The sequence below is a fragment of the Rossellomorea sp. ABR4_004 genome (assembly GCF_056159585.1).
In genome coordinates this window covers 568453-591850 of sequence record NZ_JBSWVM010000003.1, presented here as the reverse complement: position 1 = coordinate 591850, position 23398 = coordinate 568453, and the positions used below count along the sequence as shown (strand labels likewise).

At 40.5% G+C, this 23398-nt stretch carries 31 protein-coding genes; 20 read left to right on the top strand and 11 right to left on the bottom strand.

Features of this window, described 5'->3' with window-relative positions:
* Window positions 1-65: 65 nt before the first annotated feature.
* The 5 genes from ACXAF2_RS19985 to ACXAF2_RS19965 all read right to left on the bottom strand — a co-directional run bounded on the left by ACXAF2_RS19985 (window position 66) and on the right by ACXAF2_RS19965 (window position 3348).
* Window positions 66-254, bottom strand: a complete 189-nt coding sequence (locus ACXAF2_RS19985; RefSeq protein WP_324747834.1) for a hypothetical protein — start codon at window positions 252-254, stop codon at window positions 66-68.
* 283 nt (window positions 255-537) lie between these two features.
* Window positions 538-1410, bottom strand: coding sequence for a ClpXP adapter SpxH family protein (locus ACXAF2_RS19980; protein WP_475141237.1), 873 nt, complete (start codon window positions 1408-1410; stop codon window positions 538-540).
* Window positions 1397-1798, bottom strand: a complete 402-nt coding sequence (locus tag ACXAF2_RS19975; protein WP_475141235.1) for a globin domain-containing protein — start codon at window positions 1796-1798, stop codon at window positions 1397-1399. Before ACXAF2_RS19975 ends, ACXAF2_RS19980 begins: the two co-directional genes overlap by 14 nt.
* A gap of 274 nt (window positions 1799-2072) precedes the next feature.
* Complete coding sequence (locus ACXAF2_RS19970; protein WP_475141233.1) at window positions 2073-2714, bottom strand: lytic transglycosylase domain-containing protein; 642 nt, start codon at window positions 2712-2714, stop codon at window positions 2073-2075.
* Between the two features lie 52 nt (window positions 2715-2766).
* Window positions 2767-3348, bottom strand: coding sequence for a CYTH domain-containing protein (locus ACXAF2_RS19965; protein ID WP_475141231.1), 582 nt, complete (start codon window positions 3346-3348; stop codon window positions 2767-2769).
* Window positions 3349-3476: 128 nt separating this feature from the next.
* On the opposite strand from ACXAF2_RS19965, the gene ACXAF2_RS19960 reads away from it, so the two are divergent.
* From ACXAF2_RS19960 to ACXAF2_RS19945, 4 genes are read left to right on the top strand one after another with little or no spacing between them, the layout of a single operon-like run.
* Complete coding sequence (locus tag ACXAF2_RS19960) at window positions 3477-3851, top strand: UPF0738 family protein (RefSeq protein ID WP_475141229.1); 375 nt, start codon at window positions 3477-3479, stop codon at window positions 3849-3851.
* Window positions 3852-3877: 26 nt separating this feature from the next.
* Complete coding sequence (gene yjbM / locus ACXAF2_RS19955; protein WP_475141227.1) at window positions 3878-4534, top strand: GTP diphosphokinase; 657 nt, start codon at window positions 3878-3880, stop codon at window positions 4532-4534.
* A gap of 18 nt (window positions 4535-4552) precedes the next feature.
* On the top strand, window positions 4553-5350 hold the full coding sequence (locus ACXAF2_RS19950) for an NAD kinase (protein WP_034763479.1): 798 nt from the start codon (window positions 4553-4555) through the stop codon (window positions 5348-5350).
* A gap of 21 nt (window positions 5351-5371) precedes the next feature.
* A complete protein-coding gene (locus tag ACXAF2_RS19945) occupies window positions 5372-6265 on the top strand; it encodes an RluA family pseudouridine synthase (protein WP_475141225.1) in 894 nt (297 codons plus the stop codon).
* 73 nt (window positions 6266-6338) lie between these two features.
* On the opposite strand, the gene prpE is transcribed toward ACXAF2_RS19945, so the two are convergent.
* Window positions 6339-7076, bottom strand: a complete 738-nt coding sequence (gene prpE / locus ACXAF2_RS19940; RefSeq protein WP_475141223.1) for a bis(5'-nucleosyl)-tetraphosphatase PrpE — start codon at window positions 7074-7076, stop codon at window positions 6339-6341.
* A gap of 285 nt (window positions 7077-7361) precedes the next feature.
* Here prpE and mgtE point away from each other — a divergent pair, with 285 nt between their 5' ends.
* From mgtE to ACXAF2_RS19915, 5 genes are all read left to right on the top strand, one after another.
* Entirely contained in the window at window positions 7362-8705 is a 1344-nt protein-coding gene (gene mgtE, locus ACXAF2_RS19935) for a magnesium transporter (RefSeq protein WP_475141305.1), read from the top strand.
* Window positions 8706-8730: 25 nt separating this feature from the next.
* Window positions 8731-10593 carry a monovalent cation:proton antiporter family protein gene (locus ACXAF2_RS19930; protein WP_475141221.1) on the top strand — a complete coding sequence of 621 codons (1863 nt, stop codon included), beginning with the start codon at window positions 8731-8733 and terminating at the stop codon, window positions 10591-10593.
* Window positions 10594-11368: 775 nt separating this feature from the next.
* Window positions 11369-11854: a DinB family protein gene (locus ACXAF2_RS19925; RefSeq protein ID WP_475141219.1), complete on the top strand. Its 486-nt coding sequence runs from the start codon at window positions 11369-11371 to the stop codon at window positions 11852-11854.
* An 81-nt stretch (window positions 11855-11935) separates the two neighbouring features.
* Window positions 11936-12712: an enoyl-ACP reductase FabI gene (fabI, locus tag ACXAF2_RS19920; RefSeq protein WP_113969974.1), complete on the top strand. Its 777-nt coding sequence runs from the start codon at window positions 11936-11938 to the stop codon at window positions 12710-12712.
* A 146-nt stretch (window positions 12713-12858) separates the two neighbouring features.
* On the top strand, window positions 12859-13416 hold the full coding sequence (locus ACXAF2_RS19915) for a CotO family spore coat protein (protein WP_475141217.1): 558 nt from the start codon (window positions 12859-12861) through the stop codon (window positions 13414-13416).
* Window positions 13417-13463: 47 nt separating this feature from the next.
* Here ACXAF2_RS19915 and ACXAF2_RS19910 read toward each other — a convergent pair whose 3' ends face one another.
* Window positions 13464-13949: a CotY/CotZ family spore coat protein gene (locus ACXAF2_RS19910; RefSeq protein ID WP_148968484.1), complete on the bottom strand. Its 486-nt coding sequence runs from the start codon at window positions 13947-13949 to the stop codon at window positions 13464-13466.
* A 127-nt stretch (window positions 13950-14076) separates the two neighbouring features.
* Here ACXAF2_RS19910 and ACXAF2_RS19905 point away from each other — a divergent pair, with 127 nt between their 5' ends.
* The 10 genes from ACXAF2_RS19905 to ACXAF2_RS19860 all read left to right on the top strand — a co-directional run bounded on the left by ACXAF2_RS19905 (window position 14077) and on the right by ACXAF2_RS19860 (window position 19824).
* Window positions 14077-14427 carry a DUF1360 domain-containing protein gene (locus tag ACXAF2_RS19905; RefSeq protein ID WP_475141215.1) on the top strand — a complete coding sequence of 117 codons (351 nt, stop codon included), beginning with the start codon at window positions 14077-14079 and terminating at the stop codon, window positions 14425-14427.
* A 264-nt stretch (window positions 14428-14691) separates the two neighbouring features.
* Window positions 14692-15159, top strand: a complete 468-nt coding sequence (locus tag ACXAF2_RS19900) for a sporulation protein (RefSeq protein ID WP_475141213.1) — start codon at window positions 14692-14694, stop codon at window positions 15157-15159.
* Window positions 15160-15171: 12 nt separating this feature from the next.
* Window positions 15172-15642: a stage V sporulation protein AC gene (gene spoVAC / locus ACXAF2_RS19895; RefSeq protein WP_475141211.1), complete on the top strand. Its 471-nt coding sequence runs from the start codon at window positions 15172-15174 to the stop codon at window positions 15640-15642.
* Window positions 15642-16658, top strand: coding sequence for a stage V sporulation protein AD (spoVAD, locus tag ACXAF2_RS19890; protein ID WP_475141209.1), 1017 nt, complete (start codon window positions 15642-15644; stop codon window positions 16656-16658). The genes spoVAC and spoVAD overlap by 1 nt, the downstream gene beginning before the upstream one ends.
* 18 nt (window positions 16659-16676) lie before the next feature.
* On the top strand, window positions 16677-17033 hold the full coding sequence (spoVAE, locus tag ACXAF2_RS19885) for a stage V sporulation protein AE (protein ID WP_044337663.1): 357 nt from the start codon (window positions 16677-16679) through the stop codon (window positions 17031-17033).
* Between the two features lie 15 nt (window positions 17034-17048).
* Window positions 17049-17741 carry a DUF421 domain-containing protein gene (locus tag ACXAF2_RS19880; protein ID WP_475141207.1) on the top strand — a complete coding sequence of 231 codons (693 nt, stop codon included), beginning with the start codon at window positions 17049-17051 and terminating at the stop codon, window positions 17739-17741.
* Between the two features lie 79 nt (window positions 17742-17820).
* Window positions 17821-17937, top strand: a complete 117-nt coding sequence (locus ACXAF2_RS19875) for a YjcZ family sporulation protein (RefSeq protein ID WP_082051146.1) — start codon at window positions 17821-17823, stop codon at window positions 17935-17937.
* Window positions 17938-18064: 127 nt separating this feature from the next.
* Entirely contained in the window at window positions 18065-18325 is a 261-nt protein-coding gene (spoVIF, locus tag ACXAF2_RS19870) for a sporulation-specific transcription regulator SpoVIF (protein ID WP_113970022.1), read from the top strand.
* 208 nt (window positions 18326-18533) lie between these two features.
* Complete coding sequence (locus tag ACXAF2_RS19865; RefSeq protein WP_475141204.1) at window positions 18534-18812, top strand: hypothetical protein; 279 nt, start codon at window positions 18534-18536, stop codon at window positions 18810-18812.
* 115 nt (window positions 18813-18927) lie between these two features.
* The gene (locus ACXAF2_RS19860) at window positions 18928-19824 is read left to right on the top strand and encodes an MBL fold metallo-hydrolase (protein WP_475141202.1); all 897 of its coding nucleotides are present in this window, start codon (window positions 18928-18930) and stop codon (window positions 19822-19824) included.
* On the opposite strand, the gene ACXAF2_RS19855 is transcribed toward ACXAF2_RS19860, so the two are convergent.
* The 4 genes from ACXAF2_RS19855 to ACXAF2_RS19840 all read right to left on the bottom strand — a co-directional run bounded on the left by ACXAF2_RS19855 (window position 19821) and on the right by ACXAF2_RS19840 (window position 22468).
* Window positions 19821-20495, bottom strand: coding sequence for a DUF421 domain-containing protein (locus ACXAF2_RS19855; RefSeq protein ID WP_475141201.1), 675 nt, complete (start codon window positions 20493-20495; stop codon window positions 19821-19823). The genes ACXAF2_RS19860 and ACXAF2_RS19855 overlap by 4 nt on opposite strands.
* 130 nt (window positions 20496-20625) lie before the next feature.
* Window positions 20626-21048 (bottom strand): GNAT family N-acetyltransferase, encoded by a 423-nt coding sequence (locus ACXAF2_RS19850; RefSeq protein WP_475141199.1) that lies wholly within the window; start codon window positions 21046-21048, stop codon window positions 20626-20628.
* Between the two features lie 3 nt (window positions 21049-21051).
* Window positions 21052-21570, bottom strand: coding sequence for a YjcG family protein (locus ACXAF2_RS19845; RefSeq protein WP_148968494.1), 519 nt, complete (start codon window positions 21568-21570; stop codon window positions 21052-21054).
* 172 nt (window positions 21571-21742) lie between these two features.
* Entirely contained in the window at window positions 21743-22468 is a 726-nt protein-coding gene (locus ACXAF2_RS19840; RefSeq protein WP_475141196.1) for an alpha/beta hydrolase, read from the bottom strand.
* 151 nt (window positions 22469-22619) lie between these two features.
* On the opposite strand from ACXAF2_RS19840, the gene ACXAF2_RS19835 reads away from it, so the two are divergent.
* The gene (locus tag ACXAF2_RS19835; RefSeq protein ID WP_475141194.1) at window positions 22620-23174 is read left to right on the top strand and encodes a phosphatidylglycerophosphatase A family protein; all 555 of its coding nucleotides are present in this window, start codon (window positions 22620-22622) and stop codon (window positions 23172-23174) included.
* Window positions 23175-23398 lie beyond the last annotated feature (224 nt).

Here is a 23398-nt window from a genome sequence, read left to right as displayed (position 1 = left end):
CCCTTAGAGTGGAAAAAATTCTAAGGGGTTTTTTTGGGGGAAGTTTTCGAAAGAAGGTCCGTCCCTCATTTCATCGATTTGAATCCTTTGAAGCGGTTGCGGTTTCCGAGGGAGTGGAAGAAGAGCAGGAGTGAGAGAAAGAGGATCGGGGATGTAATATAGATTGGAACAAGGCGCATGAGTCCGAGAATGTTTATGAAGAAGCTGATCAGGATTAACAGCAGGAGGATTCCGTATTTTATTTTTAATGCCATATCATTTCCCTCCGGTGATAAGTTGTCTTATCACATGTATATGAAGGAGGGGAGGGGAACATGAATGGTTTTTGACAATATTGTGAAATACCATACAAACAACTTGCCAATACAAGTGGATGCGTGATATATTATCAGTGTGAAGTTGATCACAAGCAAACATATACCCCTTTGTTTGACCGTGAAAAATTTCTCCCATCCCCTTTGTTCGTATTGAAAAACCGATGTTGGAAACAACATCGGCTTTTCTTGTTTATAGGCTTATTTTAATATATCGGAATAATTAATCGCTTATATATTTCCAAAAAGTTCCGTGCTTTGCAGGAAGCCTCTTTACTTTTTGCTGAAGTGTCCATTTCTTCATTTGCTTTTCTACTTCTTCAATGGATAAATCATAGACAACGGCTATTTCCTTCGATGCCACTACACGATAATATTTCATGAATACTTCCAGTGGAGGCAATGGTTGTTTATCAGGTTTCTCTCCAAGCATTTCTTCAATAATATGAACATACACCTCGTAGGAATACAATCCCGTGATCTTTAAGCCTTCATCTTCAATATTTTCGTTAAAAAAGACCAATGTAGGAATTTCGTCTACTTCCATTTCAGATGTGATCTTTACATCACACTGAAATGCTTTGGACGCAGATGATGAATTGATATCGTTCATAAATTCGCTCAGATCAAGCTTGGCTGCTTGAGCACATTCCATAAGTACCTCGATATCAGAAATGTCCTGTTTCTGTAAGAATAATCTTTCCTGTAAAAACCTTAGAAACCGGATACCTGAATGTTTTCCTTGAAGCTCGGCAGCTTTAATGGCGAAAGAAGCAAGATAAGGTGAATCAATTGGATTATCTATCCATAAGCTTCCGTCGCATGACATTCCCGAACGGCTGGCTGTTTTATCCCATTGCTGGGCTAAGTCTTCCTGCTTACGTTTAGTCGCTATGTTTAAAGACGCAAGCTGGCCGCTCAAAATGTAACGAATACGAAAGTATTGTCCGTATTCAATGTGCAATTTCTTTAAGATTGGTTCAAGAGCCCAGCATTCAGGGCAAAGAGGGTCAACAAACATATATATTTCCAGAGGTTTCTTATCATGTCCACACCCTTTAAGGTGATGCCAGCTATTTGTTCTAGTCAATGCCATTACCCTTTGGAGATTCTGTATTCACCATATGGTGGGCGGTTAATACAAGTCTGTGAAAAAAGTCATCTCTTACTGGACCCTCTAGATTGACTTCATCCATAGCCTCATGCATACAGCTTAACCAAGCCTTTGCCCTTTCTTCCGTGATGGGAAACGGCAAATGCCTTGCGCGCAGCATGGGGTGACCATGCTCCTCTGTGTAAAGCGCAGGACCACCTAAATATTGAGTTAGAAATTGTTTTTGTTTGCGAGCTGTCTCGGTTAAATCATCAGGGAATATTGGTGCCAACTCGGGATGATTCGCTACTTTATTATAAAAAGCTTCAACGAGCATGGAGAGTTTCTTTTCGCCGATAAGATTATAAGGCATTTGTGGTTTCTCGACCATAAGAATGACTCCTTTTTACTTAGATTGTATGTTTATTCTAGCAAGCATTTATTTATATCTCAAACAAATCGCCTTACATCAACTTATTATTCTAAATTAGTGTTGCCTTTTTTCTGATGTCTATCCCGATTTCAGGAACCTTGTGGTGGTTGGTGTGGATAGGATTAAGAGGAGGTGGGTCTATCAGACTATAGTTTCTTCAGTCAGTCTTATTAGCAAGGAAAATACATAAGAAAAGGCTGACCAGGGAGAAGAGGTCAGCCTGCTTAAGAAGTCATGCAAAATAGCGGTCGGTCACTTTTTTTACATAAGCAGTGGTTTCTTTAAACGGTGGTATGCCGTTGTATTTATCAACATTTCCGGGACCTGCGTTATAGGCTGCGAGAGCCAGTTTAATGTCCCCATTGTACTTATCGAGCATCTGCTTTAAGTATTTCGTTCCGGCGAATACGTTTTCTTCCGGGTCAAAGATGTTGTTTACGCCAAGTCCCCTTGCAGTACTCGGCATGAGCTGCATTAAACCGGATGCCCCTGCATGGCTGATTGCATTAGGGTTGAAGTTGGACTCCTGCTTAATGACCGCTTGAATCAGTTTTGTAGGAATACCATAGTGATCGGCCGCTCTGGAGATGATTTCATCAATCTCCCCGGGAGCATTCCGATTCGGTTTGTTCAAAGCGGAAAGTACAGGAGGAGGTGGTGAAAGAGAAAATGATGTTTTGGTTTCCAATGCCTCTTTAACGGCCCCTAATGTTTGGTTCATATTTAAATGGTTCTGGTTAGTGTGAAGTGCCTGATTTAATAGTTGTTGAAATAGATCACTTGACACACCAGTGTTTTGCTGAAAAGAAGATACTGAACCCAAGCTGTTTAGAGCTTGCAACTCCATCATCGTTCTCAACTGCTGAACATTCATGAGTATAACTCCTCTTCTGGAAGACTTTATTCATATACTATATCGGAAAACGTCAATCCTTTTTTAACTTTTCCAGGTAAAAGCGTTTGATTTTATTATCTGTTTCCCGAAGTGGGATGTTTAGTTCCTCCAGTAAGTTCAGGAATATAGCTTCACCTGATTTGCGCTCTTTCACTTCATATTCCAGCTCATAGTCTATCTTTTGTAAATATGAACTCTTATCGAAGACCAGTAGCCCGTCTTTATAGTCAATTTCAGCCCGGCTTGTCGTCAGCGTTCCGAAATAAAGAAGGGACCCAGTGGAGATTTGAAGGGAATTCAGAACATTTTTGACTTCTCCTTCAGGGAATGCCCCTTGATGTAAAAGCGATTCAGACTCTTCCTTTGTTAGCCTTTGGTTCGTTTCTAGTAGATTCTCTTCTAAAGGGGTTTTTAAGGTCAGCGTATAAGTCCCGTTCCTCTCTCGGATTCTTAAGGCTGATTGTTTACTCTTTAATTGAAAGTCCGAAGTATCAAAATAGTGATTGTCTTGAGATGAGAAATCCTCATCTTTTATATGAAAATGTGAGGTTAATCGCGTAAATTCACCTTCTGTTACTAAATTCTTGAATTCTATTTCAATTTCCTGTGCCATAACAAGCATCCTTTCCTTGCATACTTCTTCTATTATCTCTGTAATAAAAGAGAACTTCAATATTTAGATGAAATGGTTGTCTTATGTTAAAATGATACTGATTGTTTAATGGGAGGATGAAGAAAAGCATGAGGAAAATAGTTCAATTTAAACACACAACATATGAAAACGGTACATTATTCTTACATACCGACCAAGCAGAGCTCCTGCAAGGGACAACGGCAGCTGGTCAAATTATTGCAGACTCCGATCGCTATGCATTCGTATACTTAGCAGAAAATGAAGAGGAGTATATTTACTTATACCTGGAAGAGTCGATCTGGGATGAATTGAAAAAAGCGCTCCAAGAAAACAGTGCAGTCATTGCAAAAAGCCATGATTATTCTTTGGAGTTGGATCAGTTCACTGAAGAGCTCGATTATCTTGTGTCCAATATAGAAGGAAATGGGAACTATGGTGACGAAATGGTTAAAAAGGTAGAGAGCGTATTTCTTGATAAGTAGTCACGTGACGTAAAGAGGTGAGGAGAATGAATCACTGGGAACAATTTTTAGCTCCCTACAAGCAAGCGGTTGACGAGTTGAAGATTAAGCTTAAAGGGATGAGGGGAGAATATGAACTTCATAACACACATTCTCCCATTGAATTTGTGACTGGAAGAGTGAAGCCAATCGCGAGTATTCTTGATAAAGCAAATCAAAAAGGGATCAAGTTATCTAATATTGAAACAGAAATGCAAGATATCGCAGGGCTCAGGATGATGTGTCAATTCGTGGAGGATATTCATGTGGTAGTGGAGAAGCTTCGTGGGCGGAATGACTTTACTATTATAGAAGAAAGAGATTACGTGACCCATAAGAAACAAAGCGGGTACCGTTCCTATCATATAGTCATTGATTATCCGGTACAAACGATTCACGGAGAGAAAAACATTCTGGTAGAAATCCAAATCCGGACACTTTCGATGAATTTTTGGGCTACAATAGAGCATTCTTTGAATTATAAGTACAGTGGGCAGATTCCCGAGCAAGTTCGTCTTCGCATTCAAAGCGCTGCTGAAGCAGCATTCAAACTGGATGAAGAAATGAGCTTGATCCGTGAAGAAATCCAGGAAGCCCAAGTCATATTTACAAATAAAAAGGAAAAGGATCAACGGGGGAAAAGCTCTAAACCAAATCAGCAGTGACTTGAAGGGGGTACACGAATGAAGTTCGCGATTACATCAAAAGGTGATTCGAAGTCCAACACATTAATGCACAAAATGAGGACTTATCTCCAAGATTTTAATTTAACCTATGATGATGACCAACCGGATATCGTCATATCGGTTGGAGGAGATGGGACACTGCTTTATGCATTTCACCGCTACAGATCCCGCTTGGATAAGACAGCGTTTGTTGGTGTACATACAGGACATCTCGGCTTTTATGCCGATTGGGTGCCGGAAGAGATCGAGAAACTCGTTATTGCCATCGCAAAGACACCTTATCAAATTATCGAATACCCGTTATTAGAAACGATCATCCGCTATCAGCATGGAGGGAAAGAAACGCGTTATTTAGCGTTGAATGAATCGACGGTCAAAAGCGTTGAAGGAACCCTGGTCATGGACGTGGAAATCAGAGGCCAGCATTTTGAACGATTTAGAGGAGATGGACTCTGCTTATCGACTCCATCCGGTAGTACGGCTTACAATAAAGCACTTGGAGGGGCAATCATTCATCCTTCCCTACCAGCCATTCAATTTGCGGAGATGGCATCGATCAATAATCGTGTATTTCGTACCATCGGGTCACCTTTGATTTTACCTGCACATCATACATGCATGTTAAAGCCGGTGAATGGACCGGATTTCCTGGTCACTATCGACCATCTTTCTCTTCTTCATAAAGATGTGAAGAGTATTCAATATCGTGTCGCTGATGAGAAAATCCGTTTTGCCCGCTTTCGTCCGTTTCCGTTCTGGAAGAGGGTGCATGATTCCTTTGTTGCGGATGAATGACTTAAGGCTGGGAAGTGTACGATGAAAGGCTATACATTGAAATGGGTTATCCCTTCTTCCTATGACGGAAAACGGATGAGAGAGTTTCTAATCGATCAGCAGGTTTCAAAGCGTACTCTGACTGCTGTGAAGTTTGATGGAGGGACAATAACTGTTAATGGAAAAGAAAAAAATGTCCGATATCACCTTGTAGAAGGGGATATTCTTGAGTTGAAGTTCCCTGAAGAAAAAGGGAGTGAGTCATTAGTTGCTGAAGAGATTCCATTGTCAATCCTATATGAGGATGAGGATGTTCTCGTTGTAGATAAGCCATGGGGTATGAAATCCATTCCGACAAAAAATGAACCAACTGGAAGTCTAGCCAATGCCATAGCCGGTTATTATGAGAAGGTGGGTATTTGTTCAACGGTACATATTGTTACTCGATTAGATAAGGATACATCGGGACTTGTTCTAGTAGCAAAACACCGCCACGTTCATCATTTATTCAGCTTACAACAAAAGGGGCGGGAAATTAAGAGGACGTATGAAGCTTTTGCAGAAGGCCGGCTGGACTCGGACACTGGTACAATCGAAGAGCCTATCGGCCGGAAACCTGATAGTATCATTGAAAGAGAAGTGCGGCAGGATGGACGGTATGCCCTGACACACTATAGAGTTAAAAAGCGGTTCCACGATTTCGTACATATTGAATTGAGATTGGAAACTGGGAGAACACATCAAATCAGGGTTCACATGTCATTTATCGGACACCCACTGGCAGGGGATGATTTATATGGAGGCAGTGTGGCGTTGATAGGAAGGCAGGCACTCCATTGTAAGAATCTGTCTTTTTTTCAACCAGTTAAAAAAGAATGGGTGCAATTGGAGGCTGTGATGCCTCCGGATATGCGGATTTTGCTAGAAAGACAATAAAAAAAGAGATTCTTTTCGGTTGTTCTGAAAAGAATCTCTTTTTTTGTGGAGCTGGAACAAGCACTACCTCACCTTATTCAAACTCTCGAAATTTCTCGTCGACAAATGGCATGCTTGACTCCACACTCACCAGTTCGATTTCAGGGTATCGCAAAGCTGTCAACTTCCCGCCAAACACAGCCCCTGTATCAATATTCGCAGTTTTATTAAGGATCCGGGCCTCTTTTACCGGGGTGTGGCCATACACGATCCACGCGTCACCTTTATAATCCGAAGCCCAATCTTTTCTGACCGGCGTACCGTCTTCATTTTTCTCACCTGTGATATCACCGTATAGAACAAAAGTTTTCACCCGGTTACTCTGCTTTCCGATCAGCTCTTCTTTTATACCCGCATGGGCAATGATTAGCTTTCCGCCATCCAACACATGATATAAAGGGGACTGTTCATACAAAGAGATGAACATATCCCGATATCTGTCTCTTTCAATCCTTGGAAGGGCACTCAGTTCCGCTACTGTCGTTTCAAGCCCGTGCAGGATCTTCACATTATTCCCCAGGAAGTAGCGATAGAGTTTATTGCAATGGTTTCCAGGGACATAGTAAAGACATCCCTTTTCAAACAGATTAAAGACCATTGAAATGGTCTGAAGCGAGTGGTGACCACGGTCAGTTAAATCCCCTACAAAGCCGAGCAACCTTCCATGTGGATGGACGGGAATACCGGATGCCCAATCGTAGCCCAACTTTTTTGTTAATTCTTTGAACTCTTCATAACAGCCGTGAATGTCTCCGATTATATCTATTTTCATAGGATACCTACTTTCCTGTGGCATTTTTCTTTTCTTTTCGGTTATTTTATGCCATATTAATGATTCAGTCTTTCATATCGAGCGGATGTTTATTCATATTTTAATCTACCTTCCGTACATAACCCAAACCATATTAGAGACGGTCATCATTTCATAAGAGACATTCGTCATAAGATTTGCTAGTATTATTACGACTATATACAATTCATGTTAAGAAGGAGGGTGTATATGATGTCTGAAGTAACCCAGAATCAATCAAAAGATAGAGATAATCAAGAAAAAGAAATGTATGATGAAGACCTTCTCATTAGAGCCCTTCAAGAAGAAGATCTGGATTTATTTCGCTCAGAGTTCGTCCATTTACACTCTTATGACCAAGCAAAGTTTTTTTCGAAAATAGATGAAGCCCTGCGAAGCCGCCTGTATCATTATCTGTCTCCGGAAGAGATGGCGGAGCTTTTTGAAAGCCTGGATATAGATGAAGAGGATTATCAGGATATATTAGCGGAGATGAATCCTACTTATGCCGCTGAAATGCTGTCGAATATGTATGCCGATGACGCGGTGGATGTCTTAAATGAGCTTGATAAGGACCAGGTCGTTAGTTATTTAACGATCATGGATGATGAATCAGCTAAAGAAATAAAAGAACTCTTGCATTATGAAGAGTATACAGCCGGTAGTATCATGACTACTGAGTTTGTGGCCATATCCAAGAATCAGACCGTCCGTTCCGCCATGTATATATTAAAAAATGAAGCCCCTAATGCTGAAACGATTTACTACATTTATGTTGTGGATGATGATAAAAAGCTTGTGGGGGTTATCTCCTTAAGGGATCTTATCATCAGTCATGATGATGTGATGATAGGCGAAATCATGAGTGATCGTGTCATGTCTGTAGGCGTCAGTGAAGATCAGGAGGCAGTCGCAAGACAGATGAAAGATTATGACTTTCTTGCTTTGCCTGTTGTTGATTTCCAACACCATTTACTGGGGATCATTACCGTGGATGACATTATGGACGTTATGGAAGAAGAAGCATCTGATGACTATTCAAAGTTAGCTGGTATCGCCGATTTGGATTCCATTAACCGAAGTCCATTTAATGCAGCGAAGAAGCGTTTACCATGGCTGATTGCCTTACTGTTTCTAGGAATGTTCACCGCAAGCCTTATCGGGAGATTTGAAGACACATTAGATAAAGTTGCGATTCTTGCCGTATTTATCCCGTTGATCGCCGGAATGGCAGGAAATACTGGAACTCAGGCCCTTGCTGTTGCCGTAAGAGGGATTGCAACCGGTGACCTGGAAAAGGAAAACAAGATGTCCCTTGTCATCCGTGAAGCGGGAACCGGACTTATAACCGGTACTACATGCGGGATAGTCGTCAGCATCGTGGTTTATGTGTGGAAAGGTGAATTCTTCTTGGGGGTTCTCGTTGGGATCTCCGTGCTGGTGTCATTATTTGTTGCAACGCTTGCTGGTACATTAGTACCGTTACTTATGCACAAACTAAAAGTGGATCCAGCTGTCGCTTCCGGTCCATTTATTACAACGATAAATGATATTATCAGTATTTTAATTTATTTTGGTTTAGCGACATTGTTTATGAATTACTTAATATAGAGAGAAGAGAGAGGGGGAGGTATAGATGGAACAGCATGCGTCCGTTACATCATTGGTTATTGTCATTCTTGTAGCTTTTTTAACTCCCATATTGCTGCACAAATTCAAATTGAATTTCATCCCTGTAGTCATCGCCGAAATCATTATGGGATTAATAATAGGTAAGAGCGGATTTGATATCGTTCACCAGGATATGTGGTTGGAAACACTGTCCACACTTGGTTTTATTTTCCTTATGTTCTTAAGTGGCCTGGAAATTGATTTCACGGCATTTTCAGGGGGAAAGAAGAAAAAAGAACGGTTACCGAATGGAAAAGAAGAACCGAACCGTCTGAAGGTAGCGACTTTTATATTTATCGGGATCTTCTTTGTTTCACTTGGTCTGTCTTATCTGTTCGTCTTATTCGGGCTCATTGATAATGCGTTCTTAATGACCCTTATTATTTCCACCATTTCACTTGGTGTTGTGGTTCCTACACTTAAGGAAGCTCATATCATGAAAAGCGCCATCGGGCAGATCATCCTGCTTGTGGCGGTTATTGCAGACCTTGTGACGATGATTTTACTGGCTGTATTCGTGTCACTTTACGGTGAAGGTCATGGAAACATGTGGCTTCTCCTTATCCTGTTCGGTGTTGGAGTACTCTTATACTTCCTGGCAAAGAGATTGAAGAACAATTCCTTCATCAAGAGCTTGTCGACAGGTACCGTTCAAATCGGGACACGAGCTGTCTTTACATTGATCATTCTACTTGTAGCTGTATCTGAAACCGTTGGGGCTGAAAATATTCTAGGTGCATTCCTTGCAGGTGTACTGGTATCATTATTGGCACCAAATCAGGAAATGGTTCATAAGCTGGATTCCTTTGGTTATGGATTTTTAATCCCGATCTTCTTCGTGATGGTAGGGGTTGAATTGGATCTGGGATCACTGCTTAGCGACAAAAAGATGCTTCTGTTGATTCCATTACTTCTGCTTGCTTTCCTAGTTTCGAAAATCATTCCGGTTTACTTATTAAAGTATTGGTATGATACGAAAACAACGATTGCCTCAGCATTTTTACTTACATCAACGTTATCACTTGTCATTGCAGCTGCGAAAATCGCTGAGAGAATGGAAATCATCACAGCGCAGATGAGTGGTACGCTCATATTAGTAGCCGTGATCACGTGCATCATCACGCCAATTTTCTTCAAAAAGCTATTCCCGAGGGAAAGCGCAAAGGAGAAGAAGCTCAAGATTACATTCCTGGGAGCGAATCAACTTACGATGCCGGTTTCAAGGGAACTTCATTCATCACTGTATGAACCAGTCTTGTACCATACAAAACAAGATAAGTCTGATCGTAATATTGCTGATTCGTTGTTTACCATCAATGAAATTGATAATTACGAGTTAGAAACACTCGAAGAGAACAACATCTTTGATTCGGACATCATTGTGATCTCAACCGGTGATGAAGAAATCAATGCAACACTTGCCGTTACCGCTAAAGAATATGGCGTTAATCGTGTCATTGTAAGGGTTGAGAGCCCTGACTTACATGAGACACTGCGAGAACAGGACATTGAAGTATATTCCGTATTTCTGTCCACGAAAGCATTACTTCGTGCGCTCATTGAGTCACCGTCTGTCATGAATATCCTTACGAATCAAGAGACATCGCTTTATGAGATCCGCATGCTGAACAGTCAGTTTGAAGGCATGACCCTTCGGAAATTTCCGTTTACAGGAGATGTTATCTTCGTTCGGATCTTTAGGGGGAAAGATTCCATTGTTCCTCACGGAGATACAGAACTCCACATGAACGACCGCTTGATCGTCACCGGTTCAAAAGAATATGTAGATGAACTAAAACGCGAGCTTGAATTCTGTGAGTATTGCTAAGACGTAATCAACTTCCCAAGAAATGATTCTTGGGAAGTTTTATTTTTGGCTCTTTTGGCAACGATTGTTGTTTTCTAACATAGAAACTGCCAGGGCTCTGTCAACCAGTTTATGCTGGATGGTGAGGGGAACTGCTCCGCTTGCAGCTAGCGTTCGGCCGAGCCTCCTCAGCTTCGCCGAACGGGGTCTCGGCACGCCCAAAATCCGCCGGAGTCTGCTCAGTTCCCCTCACCATCTGTAACAGAATGTTCTTGACAGAGCTTCAAGGTGTGCAAGAAAACAAAGTAACTAAAAAAATAATTCTTTTTTTCTGAAAAGGAAAATCAATCTCTACTTACCTTAAATGAGATTGTTTGCTAAAAATCTTGTATTAATTGTTTTCCATTTAGGATACATGCTCAGAAAGTTGATTGGAGCGGAAGGATGATCGACTCCTGCGGGAATAGCTGGACAGTACGAAAAGCGGAGGGGCTTTGCCCAGGGGCGACAAGCATAAGATGAGTCTGCCGGAAAGGCGCTCTTTGCCTTTTTGGCAGACTTGGCTTATGACCTCGAGCCCCTAAGCCCCGTAGCTGGACAGGTGAGACCCCGGAGGCGCAGCCGAGGAGGCTCACCGCCAGCCCCGCGGAAAGCGAGCATCCTGTAGCGGAAATCAACTATTACTTTCTCTTCTACAATAGCAACAAACTTAACGAATAGAGCCTATTTTTTAAAGGAGTTTACACTCTTACCACTAATATCTAATAAGAGAGAGATACTAAAGGGAGGCATGAAAATGTGGGAAACAAAGGTAATTGAAATCAGAGATAGGGTGAAGGGAAGCTTTAGGCAGGTACCTGTTGAGAAACTGAATGAAAAGCCTTCGCCAGAGGAATGGAGCATAGCTCAAATTGTTCTCCACCTGGCTGGAGCTGAAAAAAGATTTTTAACATTGGCACTCGAGTCAGCGGAGAATCAATCAGGAACATGTGATAATAGAGCTGATTTATCTGTATTCGATAATCTAACAAAAAAACTGAAGGCACCAATCGAACCAATTTCTGAGTTTCAAAAAAAGGAAGATTTAATTCTAGCCTTAGATGAATCCCGGTCATTCACTACACGCTTCCTGGAATCATACACAGAGGTAGGTTTGAAAAGTAGATCCATGAACCATCATCGATTTGGAGATATGCCCATATGGCAAGTGTTAGAGCTTCTAGGTAAACATGAACAAAGGCATTTAGTTCAAATCGAAGAAGTTAAAAGGCGAATCCTGTAGGAATTCTTCTTTTCTTTTGTGGTGTATTACTGTAGAATTAGTATCAGGTACTAATAACATGTATAAAATAGGAGGATTACAATGACTCTTTCATTAAAAGGTAAAACATATGTCGTTATGGGAGTTGCAAATAAACGCAGTATTGCGTGGGGGATTGCCCGTTCCTTACATCAATCAGGTGCCCGTTTAATCTTTACATATGCAGGCGAGCGTTTTGAAAAAGGGGTTAGAGATCTTGCCGGGACTTTGGAAGGTGGAGAAGATTCACTAGTTCTGCCTTGTGATGTAACAAGTGATGAAGACATCGAAAAATGCTTTGCAACGATTAAGGAAGAAGTCGGAGTGATTCATGGACTTGCCCACTGTATCGCGTTTGCCAATAAAGAAGAGCTTGCTGGTGATTACATGAACACAACAAGAGACGGGTTCCTTCTGGCTCACAATATCAGCTCATACTCCTTGACAGCAGTTGCTAAAGTAGCGAAGGATCTCATGACTGAAGGTGGAAGCATTGTTTCCATGACATACCTTGGTGGTGAGAGAGTGATGCAAAACTACAACGTAATGGGTGTAGCAAAAGCATCTCTTGAAGCGAGTGTGAAATACCTTGCCAGCGATCTTGGAAAGCACGGCATTCGTGTGAACGCGATTTCTGCAGGACCGATCCGTACCCTTTCCGCTAAAGGTGTAGGTGACTTCAACAGCATACTGAAAGAAATCGAAGAGCGTGCACCGCTCCGCCGCAATACAACACAAGAAGAAGTCGGTGATACAGCTGTATTCCTGTTTAGTGATTATTCAAGAGGGATCACAGGTGAGAACCTGCATGTAGACTCCGGCTATCATGTATTAGGTTAAAATACAACATAGGGAACCCTGGTTGCAGAAATCATACTGCAGCCGGGGTTCTTTTGTTATGTAAAGATAGTATTTATCTATGCTAATAAGAAACTCATAGGCGGTTCCTGCATACATATAAATGTAGAATGTAAGGAGGGATAGGATTGAATAGACAGAAAAAGCCACTTTTATATATACATCAACCCAGATTGAACGATGTGAAAAGCAGCATGCAGGAAGTCTATAGAGGGTCGTCAAGCATCGTTCAACCAAAAAAAGAAGAAAGAAACACCCAGCCAATCGAAATGAAAAGGAAAAGCGCTGAGTTGATCGAAGCTGCTCCATTAGGGAGGTTAAAACAGCCTGAGTACCATACGATCGTAAATAGGGAAACGAAAGAGGCTCGGCCCATTCTAAAAGAGACTTCTAATAAGGAAGAAGCAATTCAAGGTGAATCAAGGCCAGAACACTCAAATGACGGTTACTTTAAACCACTTACCCCATTTAAAGACCTGGATATGGATGGGAAAATTGAATATATGCAGCAGAGTATTATGGGGAGAGCCCCATTCCCATGTGCGTTTCAAACAGAAGAAGGGGTGTATCGTGGTGTATTAACCAGTGCAGATAGCGCATCCATTAATATAAAAACGTTTCAAGGTGAAGAAATCACTTTAACAAGAAATTCTATAAAGGCGATCAAAATCATTGGATTGAAATAAAAGAAGCCAGCCGGAATTTCCGTCTGGCTTTTTACTCTCGCTGCTGATTAGTCACAAACTCCTTCTACTCTTACATCATCGATACATTGAATAGCGCAGAAGCAATCCAGATCAACTGTGATACAATCTCCAGTCAATTCGTAAATGAAGTTATTGTTTAACCCCATTAATTCGTCTTCTGATTCTACGTCTTCGCCTGTAACATGTACTTTCTTCAATACTTGAAGTGTAGCACAGCAGTCGTCAAATACATTCTTCACACGGAAGTAAGGTGTTTTCCAGCAATAATGTTTAGGGTGAACCTTAAATAGGTCTCCTTTTTTATTATAAAGTTTGAAAACACGAGTATTTGGTGCATTTCCAACTGGACTTACCAAAGATCCTAATGGCTCAAGAAAACAATCATTTTTACAATCAAAACAGTCTTGATCTGCTGCATCTTGAACATCTTTAATAGCGCGAACAGCAAGGCATACACAACCGCGGTCTCTTGCACCTGCAATGTCATCTTTTCTGTAATTACCGCAACCCATAAGAATTTTCCTCCTTAAATAATTTTCACTACACTAATAACATATTGTAGAAGAGGAAATTGGGTAACGGACAAATGCCCCTTTTGTCTAAATTGGGCGGGATATAGTTTATATAAGGAGTGGGAATATGGAGATACTTGAAGTAATAATATTGGGAATTGCTGTGTTTAGAATGACTCACCTCATCGTGTTTGATAAAATAACGGAATTCTTAAGGTCTCCTTTTTTTGATGAAGTACCTGAAATGTCAGAAGATGGGGTGGAAGAAATCTACCTATTACCCAAAAAAGGTGGAATTAAAGGGTTTATAGGGGAGCTGTTATCGTGTTATTGGTGTACAGGTATGTGGGTAGCTGTATTTCTATATGCAGGAAATCTCTTTTTTCCACAATTTTTTATCCCGTTTATCACAGTATTGGCAGTTGCTGGAGTCGCTTCCATATTAGAAGCGGCTGTACAAAGTTGGATAAGAGAGTAGCTCATTAGGTAATTAGTGGAAACAAGCTTGCTCTATCGCACATATAATGGTCGTAAGGGGAATGGTAAAGGAGGGCGATCATTATGAAGAATTCTTCTGTAAATACCAAGAAACCAACAAATTCTCCCATCAAGAAAAAAGGGTGCGGTTGTGGATCAAAAGTGAAGAAAAGATAGACTGCTCAAAATGGGCAGTTTTTTTTTTCATAAAATCTGATTTTAAGAAAAAAATAAAGCATGAGTACAAATAAAAGAGGGATATGAAATGAACAAAAAACGGATCATCGTTCCACTAACTTTACTCGTCTTAATAGGGTGCGCGAATAAGGAAGATGGAAACGACAGCAAGATTGCGCTAATGAAGAAAACTGATCCACCACCCATTGAATTAGTGGATAACCCAGAAACAGACAGTTATGGCCATGCCATAAAACGGGAAATTTCCAAAATGAAAGAGCTTTATGATGTAGCCGTCATACAAGGAAAAGAAGAAACGCTCGTGGTATATAAAGTGAAGCACCTGCAAAGGTTTCATATGAAGAAGATCGAAAAGAAGATGGATCGTTATTTAGAAGATAAATATCCGGATGAAGACTTTATATTGTCCAGTGATTACAAGATATTTCTTGAAACCATCCGTTTAAAGGAAAAGCTAAAAAGGGGTTCGATTTCAAAGAATGATGCAGAAAAGAAGTTCCAGGATATTGTGAAGCTTCAAAAGGAAAAGACGTAGGAGGAATGTTTTGTGGGGAAATCACCAAAAACACCCGAACAGAAAAAATACGAACAGTTGGAAAAACAATATGAAACAAAGAGGCCACTACTTAAAAATGTACTAAAGGCTTTCTTTGTGGGGGGATTCTTCTGCTTAGTCGGTCAGGCCATCACGTATATATTTATATATTTCTTTAATTTTACTGAACAGACGGCAGGAAATCCAACTGTTGCCACGATGGTATTTATATCAATGCTTCTGACGGGATTTGGCGTGTATGATCATATCGGTCAGTTTGCAGGTGCAGGTAGTGCAGTCCCTGTAACAGGATTTGGTAACTCTGTCATTGCAGCAGCCATTGAGCATAAAACGGAAGGGTTTGTTTTAGGAGTTGGAGGTAATATTTTTAAGCTGGCAGGTTCCGTAATTGTATTCGGAGTGTTTTCAGCTTTCATCGTTGCATTAATCAAGACAATCTTAATTCAACTGGGGGTGATTTAATGCTTCAGGGTTCAAGGTCATGGGTATTTCCTACACATCCTGCCATCCTGTCAACCGGTGTGGTCGGCGGCCCTTTTGAAAAAAAGGGGAACTTAACAGCCGATTTTGATCAGTTTTACGATGATCTGTGGATGGGACAGGACACATACGAAAAAGCCAATCGAACTCTCATTGAAGATGCGGTTCAGATTGCGTTGGAAAAACAGTCTCTTCAAAAAAGCGATATACAGTTTTTCTTAGCGGGAGATCTTATTAATCAAATCACCCCATCAAGTTTTGCTGCCAGGACCAATGGAATCCCATACTTCGGATTATTCGGAGCATGCTCAACATCGATGGAGGGTTTGGCATTATCTGCGTTCTTGGTTAACTATCATGGAGCTCAGAATGTGGTGACAGGGGCATCCAGCCATAATGCCGCAACTGAGAGACAATTCCGGTACCCGACTGAATACGGGGGGCAAAAGCCTCCAACAGCTCAGTGGACTGTAACAGGTGCAGGTTTTGCAGTAATAGGAGAAGGAAAGTCAGTTACAACCCCTGCACCGAGAGTTACATCTGCAACCATCGGCAAGGTGATGGATATGGGGTTGAAAGATCCTTTTAACATGGGAGGGGCCATGGCACCAGCCGCTGCTGATACGATTGCAGGTCATTTTCAAGATTTGGGGAGAGACCCGTCATACTACGATTTGATCATCACAGGTGATCTGGCTAAGATCGGCAGGCGGACAGCAGTTGAAATGCTGAAAGAAAAAGGATACAACTTCTCGGATCATCAGTTTAAAGATTGTGGATTACTGATTTATGGGGAAAATCAGCCGGTACAATCCGGAGCGAGCGGACCAGGCTGTTCTGCTACAGTCCTGTACGGTCACCTATTAAATGAAATGAAAAAAGGAACATATAAACGCATCTTAGTTGTGGCGACGGGAGCCTTGTTATCACCATTGACATTTCAGCAAGGAGAAACAATACCCTGTATTGCTCATGCGGTTTCCATTGAATATATGTGAAGGAAAGGAGGAAACGAAGTGTTAGCGATGTTTTTTTGGGCTTTTACAATAGGCGGGATCATTTGTGTGATTGGTCAATTACTGTTTGATGTGGCTAAATTAACTCCAGCCCATACACTAAGCTTACTGGTTGTGGCAGGGGCGGTTTTTTCAGGATTTGGCTTGTATGAGCCTCTCATTGATTTTGCCGGTGCAGGAGCGACCATCCCCATCACAAGTTTCGGTAACGCCCTTGTCAATGGTGCCATGCAGGAATCACAGGAACATGGGATAGTGGGAGTCCTTACCGGGATGTTTGAAGTCACAAGCTCAGGGATCTCGTCGGCAATCATATTCGGTTTCATTGGGGCACTCCTTTTTAAACCTAAAGGATGATAGAGGTGAAGAATGATGCCTGAATACTTAGAGGTGGCGTTACGCAGTATTTTTATCTTACTTTCCTTATTTGCAATAACCAAGTTACTTGGGAAGAAACAGTTATCTAAACTTTCTTTTTTTGAATACATTACAGGAATCACGGTTGGGAGCATTGCAGGGACACTTTCCATGGATCTTAGCCTCCCTTTAAGTGAAGGACTGATGAGCATCTTATTATGGTTTTCATTTCCACTCATTTTCTCCTTTCTTTCTCTAAAAAGCGTTCGATTTAGACGATTTGCCGAGGGGAAACCGACTGTTTTCATAAAGGATGGAAATATTGATGAGAAGGCTTTAAAGAAGGAACAGTATTCCGTTGATGAACTGCTGGAGCAATTGAGAAAGAAAGACGTTTTCAGAGCTGCAGATGTGGAATTCGCTTCATTGGATACAAACGGAGATCTAAGTGTTTTGCTCAAAAGGGAGAAAAGGCCGCTTGTTCGAGAAGATGTATTTAATACTTCACAAAAGACCACTCCTCCACAAGCAGTCATTTCGGATGGGGAAATAGATCAAGAGGCTCTGCGAGAAGTAGGATTTCCCCTGCCCTGGTTACAAAAAGAGCTGGCCAAAAGACAATTGCAAGTTGAATCCATTTTCCTTGCCCAACTTGACCGCGAAGGAAACCTCACCTTCGACCTCTACAATTGGACAAACACACAATAAATTATCCAAAAGCCCATACGTATCGTCCTCTCTATACATATGTTATAAGAGACTAAAGGTAAAAGAGAGGTGAAATTATATGTATGGATATGGATACGGTGGCTGTGGATATGGCGGCGGCGGTTATGGCTCAACATTTGTATTGATCGTTGTGCTTTTCATTCTCTTGATTATCGTCGGAGCAAGTTTCTGTTAGAAAGGGGTACAAAAGGCAGAATCCTCATTAGAGAGATTTTGTCTTTTTGTTTTATTCGGGAAATTCTTAATCACGCTCCTGGGTTTTTAACATATGATGCTTATAGTTAAAAGGAGGCGTGATGGAAATGAATAATAACTTTTTTAAGAATTTAGAGAAAAAGACAGGCGTAAACATGAACGAAGTGTTAGAGCTTGCGAACTCATTACAAAATGCAAACTTCAAAGATGAAGCAACCGTTAGAAGCGTCATTAAACGAGTATCTAAAATTGCCAATAAACCAGTAAACAAGGAAATGGAAAATAAGATCGTACAATCGATTGTGAATGATGGAAAGCAATTAGATTTTGGGACCATCTCAAATATGTTAAACAAGGGGAAGAAATAAAAGGTATAAAAAATAAAGGAGAATGGACATAAAGGTGTGTTTCAATACGTACTTTATGTTAATTCTCCTATTTATTCTTTGACCAGTGTGTAAAAGTGATGAGATTATTCATCCAGACATGGTACATATATCAACAGAATCTATACAGCCCAATTAAAGTTTAAGGTTCAACCCTATATGGGTAACTAATACCAAGGAGGTAATGAAAATGGGTTACATTGCTCCAATTCCTCATCATCAGTATAAACAATATCAGGAACGAGAAATAAAAGTTGAAAAACATCCGTTTACCTTTCTCCCCGTGCAACCTGTAAAGCCCATGAAGAATAAAACTCAAGCAAACACTGAAGAAGCAGAATCGTCCTATCATGTATTTCAATCAAACCAACGCAAAACTTCATATGAAGTACTCTCTAAATCATCCATCCCCACAACATTATTAGCTCAGTTAACAGGAAAAGGAAAGCATTTTAACGAATATGTATAAGGAAGTTTAAGGGGCTTTTTTTTAGGCACTTTGAAAGATCCCAAAAGGTGCATTCCTTATGGGATCTTTTAATTAACTGTTGATATCAGTTCTATACATATCTGGAGGTAATCACTTGAAATTACAAAAACTTTCCGAGCATTGCTATGCTTTTACAGGGAGCGTTACCATTGGATACTGCATGAAAGAAGGAAAAGGTCTTCTTATTGACAGTGGTTTGGATGATTCTTCCATGAAGAAAGTGATCAAAACTTTATCCAATGAAGGACTGCCCTTGGATTTTTGTGTCATCACCCACGCTCACGCAGATCATTTTGGAGGAGCTCACTTCGTGAAGAAAAAACAAGGTACTCCATTGTTTGCTCCAAAACTTGAAAAAGCAATCATGGAGAATTCGATCCTGGAGCCGATTTATCTTTTTAATGGAGCTAATCCCATAAATGATTTGAGAAATAAGTTTCTTGAAGGACAATCAGTGGTCATTGATGATGAGTTGAAGAATGGTGAAAATAGTATTGGTCCTTTCACTTTTGAAGTAATCGACTTACCGGGTCATTCGTATGGTCAGGTAGGTCTGCTTGTTGATGATGTTTTATATGCAGCGGACAGTTATTTTGGCAGGGATACGTTGGAAAAGCATGTGATTCCGTTTATCATTGATGCGGATCAAACATTGGATTCATTAGAAAAGCTCCTTCGCATACCATGCAAAGGAGCGATTCCGGGTCACGGGGACTTTGAAGAAAACTTTGTGAAAACAGTTCAGGAGAATATCGATCTTCATGAAGAACGTATGAGCTCTCTTCTGACTCTAGTAAATAGTAGTAAAGAAGGCTTTGCTTTTGAAAAGATCATAAAAGAGTATTTGAATTTACACAAAATAGCTGTATCAAATGTGGGGCAATGGCTATTGTTCAGAACTTCGGTAACAGCTTATCTTACCAGTCTCGAACGAAAGAAACTCCTATCGTTCACGATCAGTAACAATGAACTCATCATTAAACCCCATTAATACCCTTGCACTAAAAGGCTTTCTCCTTCTTCCCATTCAGCATACATAACGTCCTTGGAGGAGAGGAAGCCTTGTTTTTTTATTTCACTTAAAAGCCAATCCTCCCTTTGGTCGGCCAGCTTTAAATTATCGTAAACGATTTCTCCATCCACTATTAAAGAAAGTGGGAGAGAAGCATTTTTTGCCGGTATATTAAGGTCTTGACGCTGTACGATTTCATAAAGCGGTTTTCGAATCACACTCAGCGTACCGTCAGACTCCAAAAGCGCAAATTCACATTCCCTTACTGAGAAAATGTCTTTTGCACGAAGCAGATGCTGCAGTTGGTTCAGATCTAAGTGATTTTTCTTCAGCTCATCGAAGTTGATCTTTCCTTTATTAATGATTAAGGCAGGCGTACCTTCCATCATATGACGAAATCTTCGGGATTTCTGGGTGAAATACTCTGTAAAAAAGATCAAACTCCCCCAAATAAAAATGGCAGCAAGAATTGGAAGTACAGTGATCTTTCCATCATAAAGGGAGTTCCCTACAAGTTCACCAAGAATTAAAGCTGAAATGAAATCAAAGGCAGATATTTGAGTGATTTGAGTTTTACCAAGTATTTTTGTAAGAATCAATAGGGCAAAATATCCTACTATTAACTCGATAGCAATCGATGTGATTCCCATAAGGATCCCCCTTCCCATACACTTTCCCATTATCGACGAGTTGATATTGTAATATACTTCATAATATGGATTGCAGGAAGCAAAAAAAAGAACAAGTAATTAAGCAGTCCTGCTTAATTACTTGTTCCTTTTAAATATCTTTTTTCATAGTTCTATGAGGGATTCCTGCGTCCAGAAATTCATCAGATGTAACTTTGTAGCCTAAGCCTTCATAAAAAGGGATTGCGTATGTCTGTGCATTTAATTTTAATTGGGATAAGTGCTCTTGCTTTGCATATTTTTCAATGGCAAGCATGATTTCACGCCCGGCTCCTTTACCCCTGACGGATTCTAAAACGCATATTCTTTCAACTTTCCCAAGTCCATCAAGAATACGGAAACGGCCTGCACCTACAGCATGAGTTTGGTCGTAAAGGACAAAATGAGTGGAATCGTTTTCGAATTCATCGATTTCTTCTTGGAGTGGAACCTTTTGTTCTTCCACAAACACTGTCTTTCTTATGTTGAATACCTCTTGGATCTGATCTTCTGTTTTAGCAACTTCGACTTTCAACTCTTACTCTTCCTTTCCTAAACGGAAGGTTTCGTAAACTGTCCAAGAGCCGTTTTCTAATTGATACAACAAGTGGAATCGGTCAATGGTTTCTTCATGATCGATTCCTAGCATACGCAGTGATCCGAAAATATCGGAGTGTTCATCATTTGAAAGCTTTTGGGCGACAGTTATGTGAGGAACGAAAGCGAATTCCGGCTCGTCACCCATGAAGTTTTGACTATGCATGTCATCGTGTAACCCTTGCAGTTCAGGAGTGGAGTTCACCTTGAAATAGATTACATTGTTCACAGGCTGAAAAGAACTTACTTTGTACACTTTTAAATTGAAGGGATCGTATTTCTTAGAAATAACATTTAATTTATTAGCGATATCTTTGATTTGATCATCATCTGCACTAAAGACATTCTTTAATGTCAAATGTGGTGGAACCAATGCATAATGAGGATCATAACGTTTCCTATAAGAGTTTGCGATATCTTGCAGCTTTTTCGATGGGAAAATGACTATACCATAATTCATTTTCTTCAATCCTCCTCTATTTAACTATCTTTGTATTATGTATAGTATAGCAAATTTTTCAAAAATTTAATATAGGGCGATGGGATAGGATCTCCTTTTATCAAAAGTGATTCGATCAGCTCCCTGCATTCATGTAAAGAGAGGCAAGGGGGGTCCCTTGCCTAATCGGGGTTTAGTTAAACATCATTTTCAAAGCACGTCTCAAGTCCGGTTGCCAATGTTTCCACGTATGATCTCCGTCAAACTCATCGTAAAAGGAAGAGAATCCTTTTTGATCGAATGTCTCGTGAAGCTTGCGGTTTGGCGTTAAGAAGTCTTTTACTTTGCCGTCCGTCGTTTTCACCTCTGTTTCCTGTTTACCGATGATATGGTAAATGCTTAACAAATGAGGTTGTAAGAAGTTTTCTACGGCCTCCAACACTTTCTCGTTGACGAAAGGTGACTGCAGGAGAACCTTGCCAAATGTATTTGGGTATTTTAATGCAGTCATCAATGAGACTGTCGCTCCTAATGAATCACCAACCAGGGCACGTCCCATTCCCATATGATAAGTTGGGTAATGCTCGTCCAGATACGGGACCAATTCGTGTGCTAAAAAGCGAATGTAAGCATCATTTTCTTCACCATGTGGATGGTATTTTCTTCTCCGGTCCTCAACATCTTTATATGGAACCCCCACGATAATCATGTTTTCTATTTCCCTATTTTCGAGAAGTTCATCAGCCAGGCGAGGAATCCTTCCTAGCTGGAAATAGTCCTTACCATCCTGGGTGATCAGTAGAGAATATTTATAAAGGGGAGAAAAAGTAGCTGGAAGGTATACGAGCATCTTAATCTCTTCATTCAGTTCTTTACTAAAGAGGTTTAATTCGGTTACAGTTCCTCTTGCGGTTGTCATGACGATAGCCTCCTATAATCAGTGTGAACGTTTACAGAAAGATTGTATCATATTCTTCTCGATAATTCCCTAAAGCGGATTGCAATACGAAAATTCAAAAGAATGATATAATTCATGTAAGTTAATGGGCAGTCCAGAAAGGGGTATTTCAATGAATAAACCTGTACATTCAAGGGATGTAACGAAAGCTGCATTACAGAGGCTGAAAGATAGAGGCGTATCAATAGAAGATATTGCTGAAATCGTCTATGAAATGCAGTATCCATATAATCTTGAGTTAAATATGGAAGATTGTATTGAAAGTGTGAAGAAAGTATTGTTAAAGAGAGAGATTCAGCATGCGATTCTTGTAGGGGTAGAGTTGGATCAACTTGCTGAAGAGAAGAAGCTTTCCGAACCACTTCAATCGATTGTAGAATCAGATGAAGGGTTATTTGGAGTAGATGAGACCATTGCTTTAGGTGCAGCATTAGGATATGGAAGCATCGCTGTAACCACTTTTGGTCATCTGGATAAAAATAAAATCGGTATCATTCGTGACCTGGATACGAAGAATGGAAAGGGTGTCCATACCTTTTTAGATGACATCGTCGCAAGTATTGCGGCAAATGCTTCTTCGAGGATTGCACATAGCCTGAGGGACCGCGAAGAAAATATTTCAGAAGAAGATAAGATGAAATTTGAGGATGAGGAATTGATTGGCTAGATCATTATCTGATATATAACAGATTGACTGGAGAGGAAGAGTACCTCTTCAGTCTTTTTCCTGTGGACAAACATGCGTCGGGGAAGAAAAAGGGTGGGGGGGATGAAATCGCTTTATACATTATGTATACATCTGTAAAATAATTGACATGACAAGAACAAGCCGTATATCGGATGTCAATCAGTATGTAATGGATGATGAATGGTTTTTTTATAAAAATTGTT

Bases quoted from the DNA above. Each gene is read 5' to 3' on its own strand.
- ACXAF2_RS19925 (WP_475141219.1), top strand. From the start codon at position 11,369: ATGTGGGAAACAAAGGTAATTGAAATCAGAGATAGGGTGAAGGGAAGC.
- ACXAF2_RS19855 (WP_475141201.1), bottom strand. From the start codon at position 20,495: ATGGGAATCACATCGATTGCTATCGAGTTAATAGTAGGATATTTTGCC.
- ACXAF2_RS19865 (WP_475141204.1), top strand. From the start codon at position 18,534: ATGGGTTACATTGCTCCAATTCCTCATCATCAGTATAAACAATATCAG.
- ACXAF2_RS19945 (WP_475141225.1), top strand. From the start codon at position 5,372: ATGAAAGGCTATACATTGAAATGGGTTATCCCTTCTTCCTATGACGGA.
- ACXAF2_RS19965 (WP_475141231.1), bottom strand. From the start codon at position 3,348: ATGGCACAGGAAATTGAAATAGAATTCAAGAATTTAGTAACAGAAGGT.
- prpE (WP_475141223.1), bottom strand. From the start codon at position 7,076: ATGAAAATAGATATAATCGGAGACATTCACGGCTGTTATGAAGAGTTC.
- ACXAF2_RS19910 (WP_148968484.1), bottom strand. From the start codon at position 13,949: ATGGGTTGCGGTAATTACAGAAAAGATGACATTGCAGGTGCAAGAGAC.
- mgtE (WP_475141305.1), top strand. From the start codon at position 7,362: ATGTATGATGAAGACCTTCTCATTAGAGCCCTTCAAGAAGAAGATCTG.
- ACXAF2_RS19950 (WP_034763479.1), top strand. From the start codon at position 4,553: ATGAAGTTCGCGATTACATCAAAAGGTGATTCGAAGTCCAACACATTA.
- yjbM (WP_475141227.1), top strand. From the start codon at position 3,878: ATGAATCACTGGGAACAATTTTTAGCTCCCTACAAGCAAGCGGTTGAC.
- spoVAD (WP_475141209.1), top strand. From the start codon at position 15,642: ATGCTTCAGGGTTCAAGGTCATGGGTATTTCCTACACATCCTGCCATC.
- ACXAF2_RS19980 (WP_475141237.1), bottom strand. From the start codon at position 1,410: ATGGCATTGACTAGAACAAATAGCTGGCATCACCTTAAAGGGTGTGGA.
- fabI (WP_113969974.1), top strand. From the start codon at position 11,936: ATGACTCTTTCATTAAAAGGTAAAACATATGTCGTTATGGGAGTTGCA.
- ACXAF2_RS19905 (WP_475141215.1), top strand. From the start codon at position 14,077: ATGGAGATACTTGAAGTAATAATATTGGGAATTGCTGTGTTTAGAATG.
- ACXAF2_RS19930 (WP_475141221.1), top strand. From the start codon at position 8,731: ATGGAACAGCATGCGTCCGTTACATCATTGGTTATTGTCATTCTTGTA.
- ACXAF2_RS19960 (WP_475141229.1), top strand. From the start codon at position 3,477: ATGAGGAAAATAGTTCAATTTAAACACACAACATATGAAAACGGTACA.
- spoVIF (WP_113970022.1), top strand. From the start codon at position 18,065: ATGAATAATAACTTTTTTAAGAATTTAGAGAAAAAGACAGGCGTAAAC.
- ACXAF2_RS19875 (WP_082051146.1), top strand. From the start codon at position 17,821: ATGTATGGATATGGATACGGTGGCTGTGGATATGGCGGCGGCGGTTAT.
- ACXAF2_RS19975 (WP_475141235.1), bottom strand. From the start codon at position 1,798: ATGGTCGAGAAACCACAAATGCCTTATAATCTTATCGGCGAAAAGAAA.
- ACXAF2_RS19835 (WP_475141194.1), top strand. From the start codon at position 22,620: ATGAATAAACCTGTACATTCAAGGGATGTAACGAAAGCTGCATTACAG.
- ACXAF2_RS19970 (WP_475141233.1), bottom strand. From the start codon at position 2,714: ATGAATGTTCAGCAGTTGAGAACGATGATGGAGTTGCAAGCTCTAAAC.
- ACXAF2_RS19880 (WP_475141207.1), top strand. From the start codon at position 17,049: ATGCCTGAATACTTAGAGGTGGCGTTACGCAGTATTTTTATCTTACTT.
- ACXAF2_RS19845 (WP_148968494.1), bottom strand. From the start codon at position 21,570: ATGAATTATGGTATAGTCATTTTCCCATCGAAAAAGCTGCAAGATATC.
- ACXAF2_RS19900 (WP_475141213.1), top strand. From the start codon at position 14,692: ATGAACAAAAAACGGATCATCGTTCCACTAACTTTACTCGTCTTAATA.
- ACXAF2_RS19840 (WP_475141196.1), bottom strand. From the start codon at position 22,468: ATGACAACCGCAAGAGGAACTGTAACCGAATTAAACCTCTTTAGTAAA.
- ACXAF2_RS19985 (WP_324747834.1), bottom strand. From the start codon at position 254: ATGGCATTAAAAATAAAATACGGAATCCTCCTGCTGTTAATCCTGATC.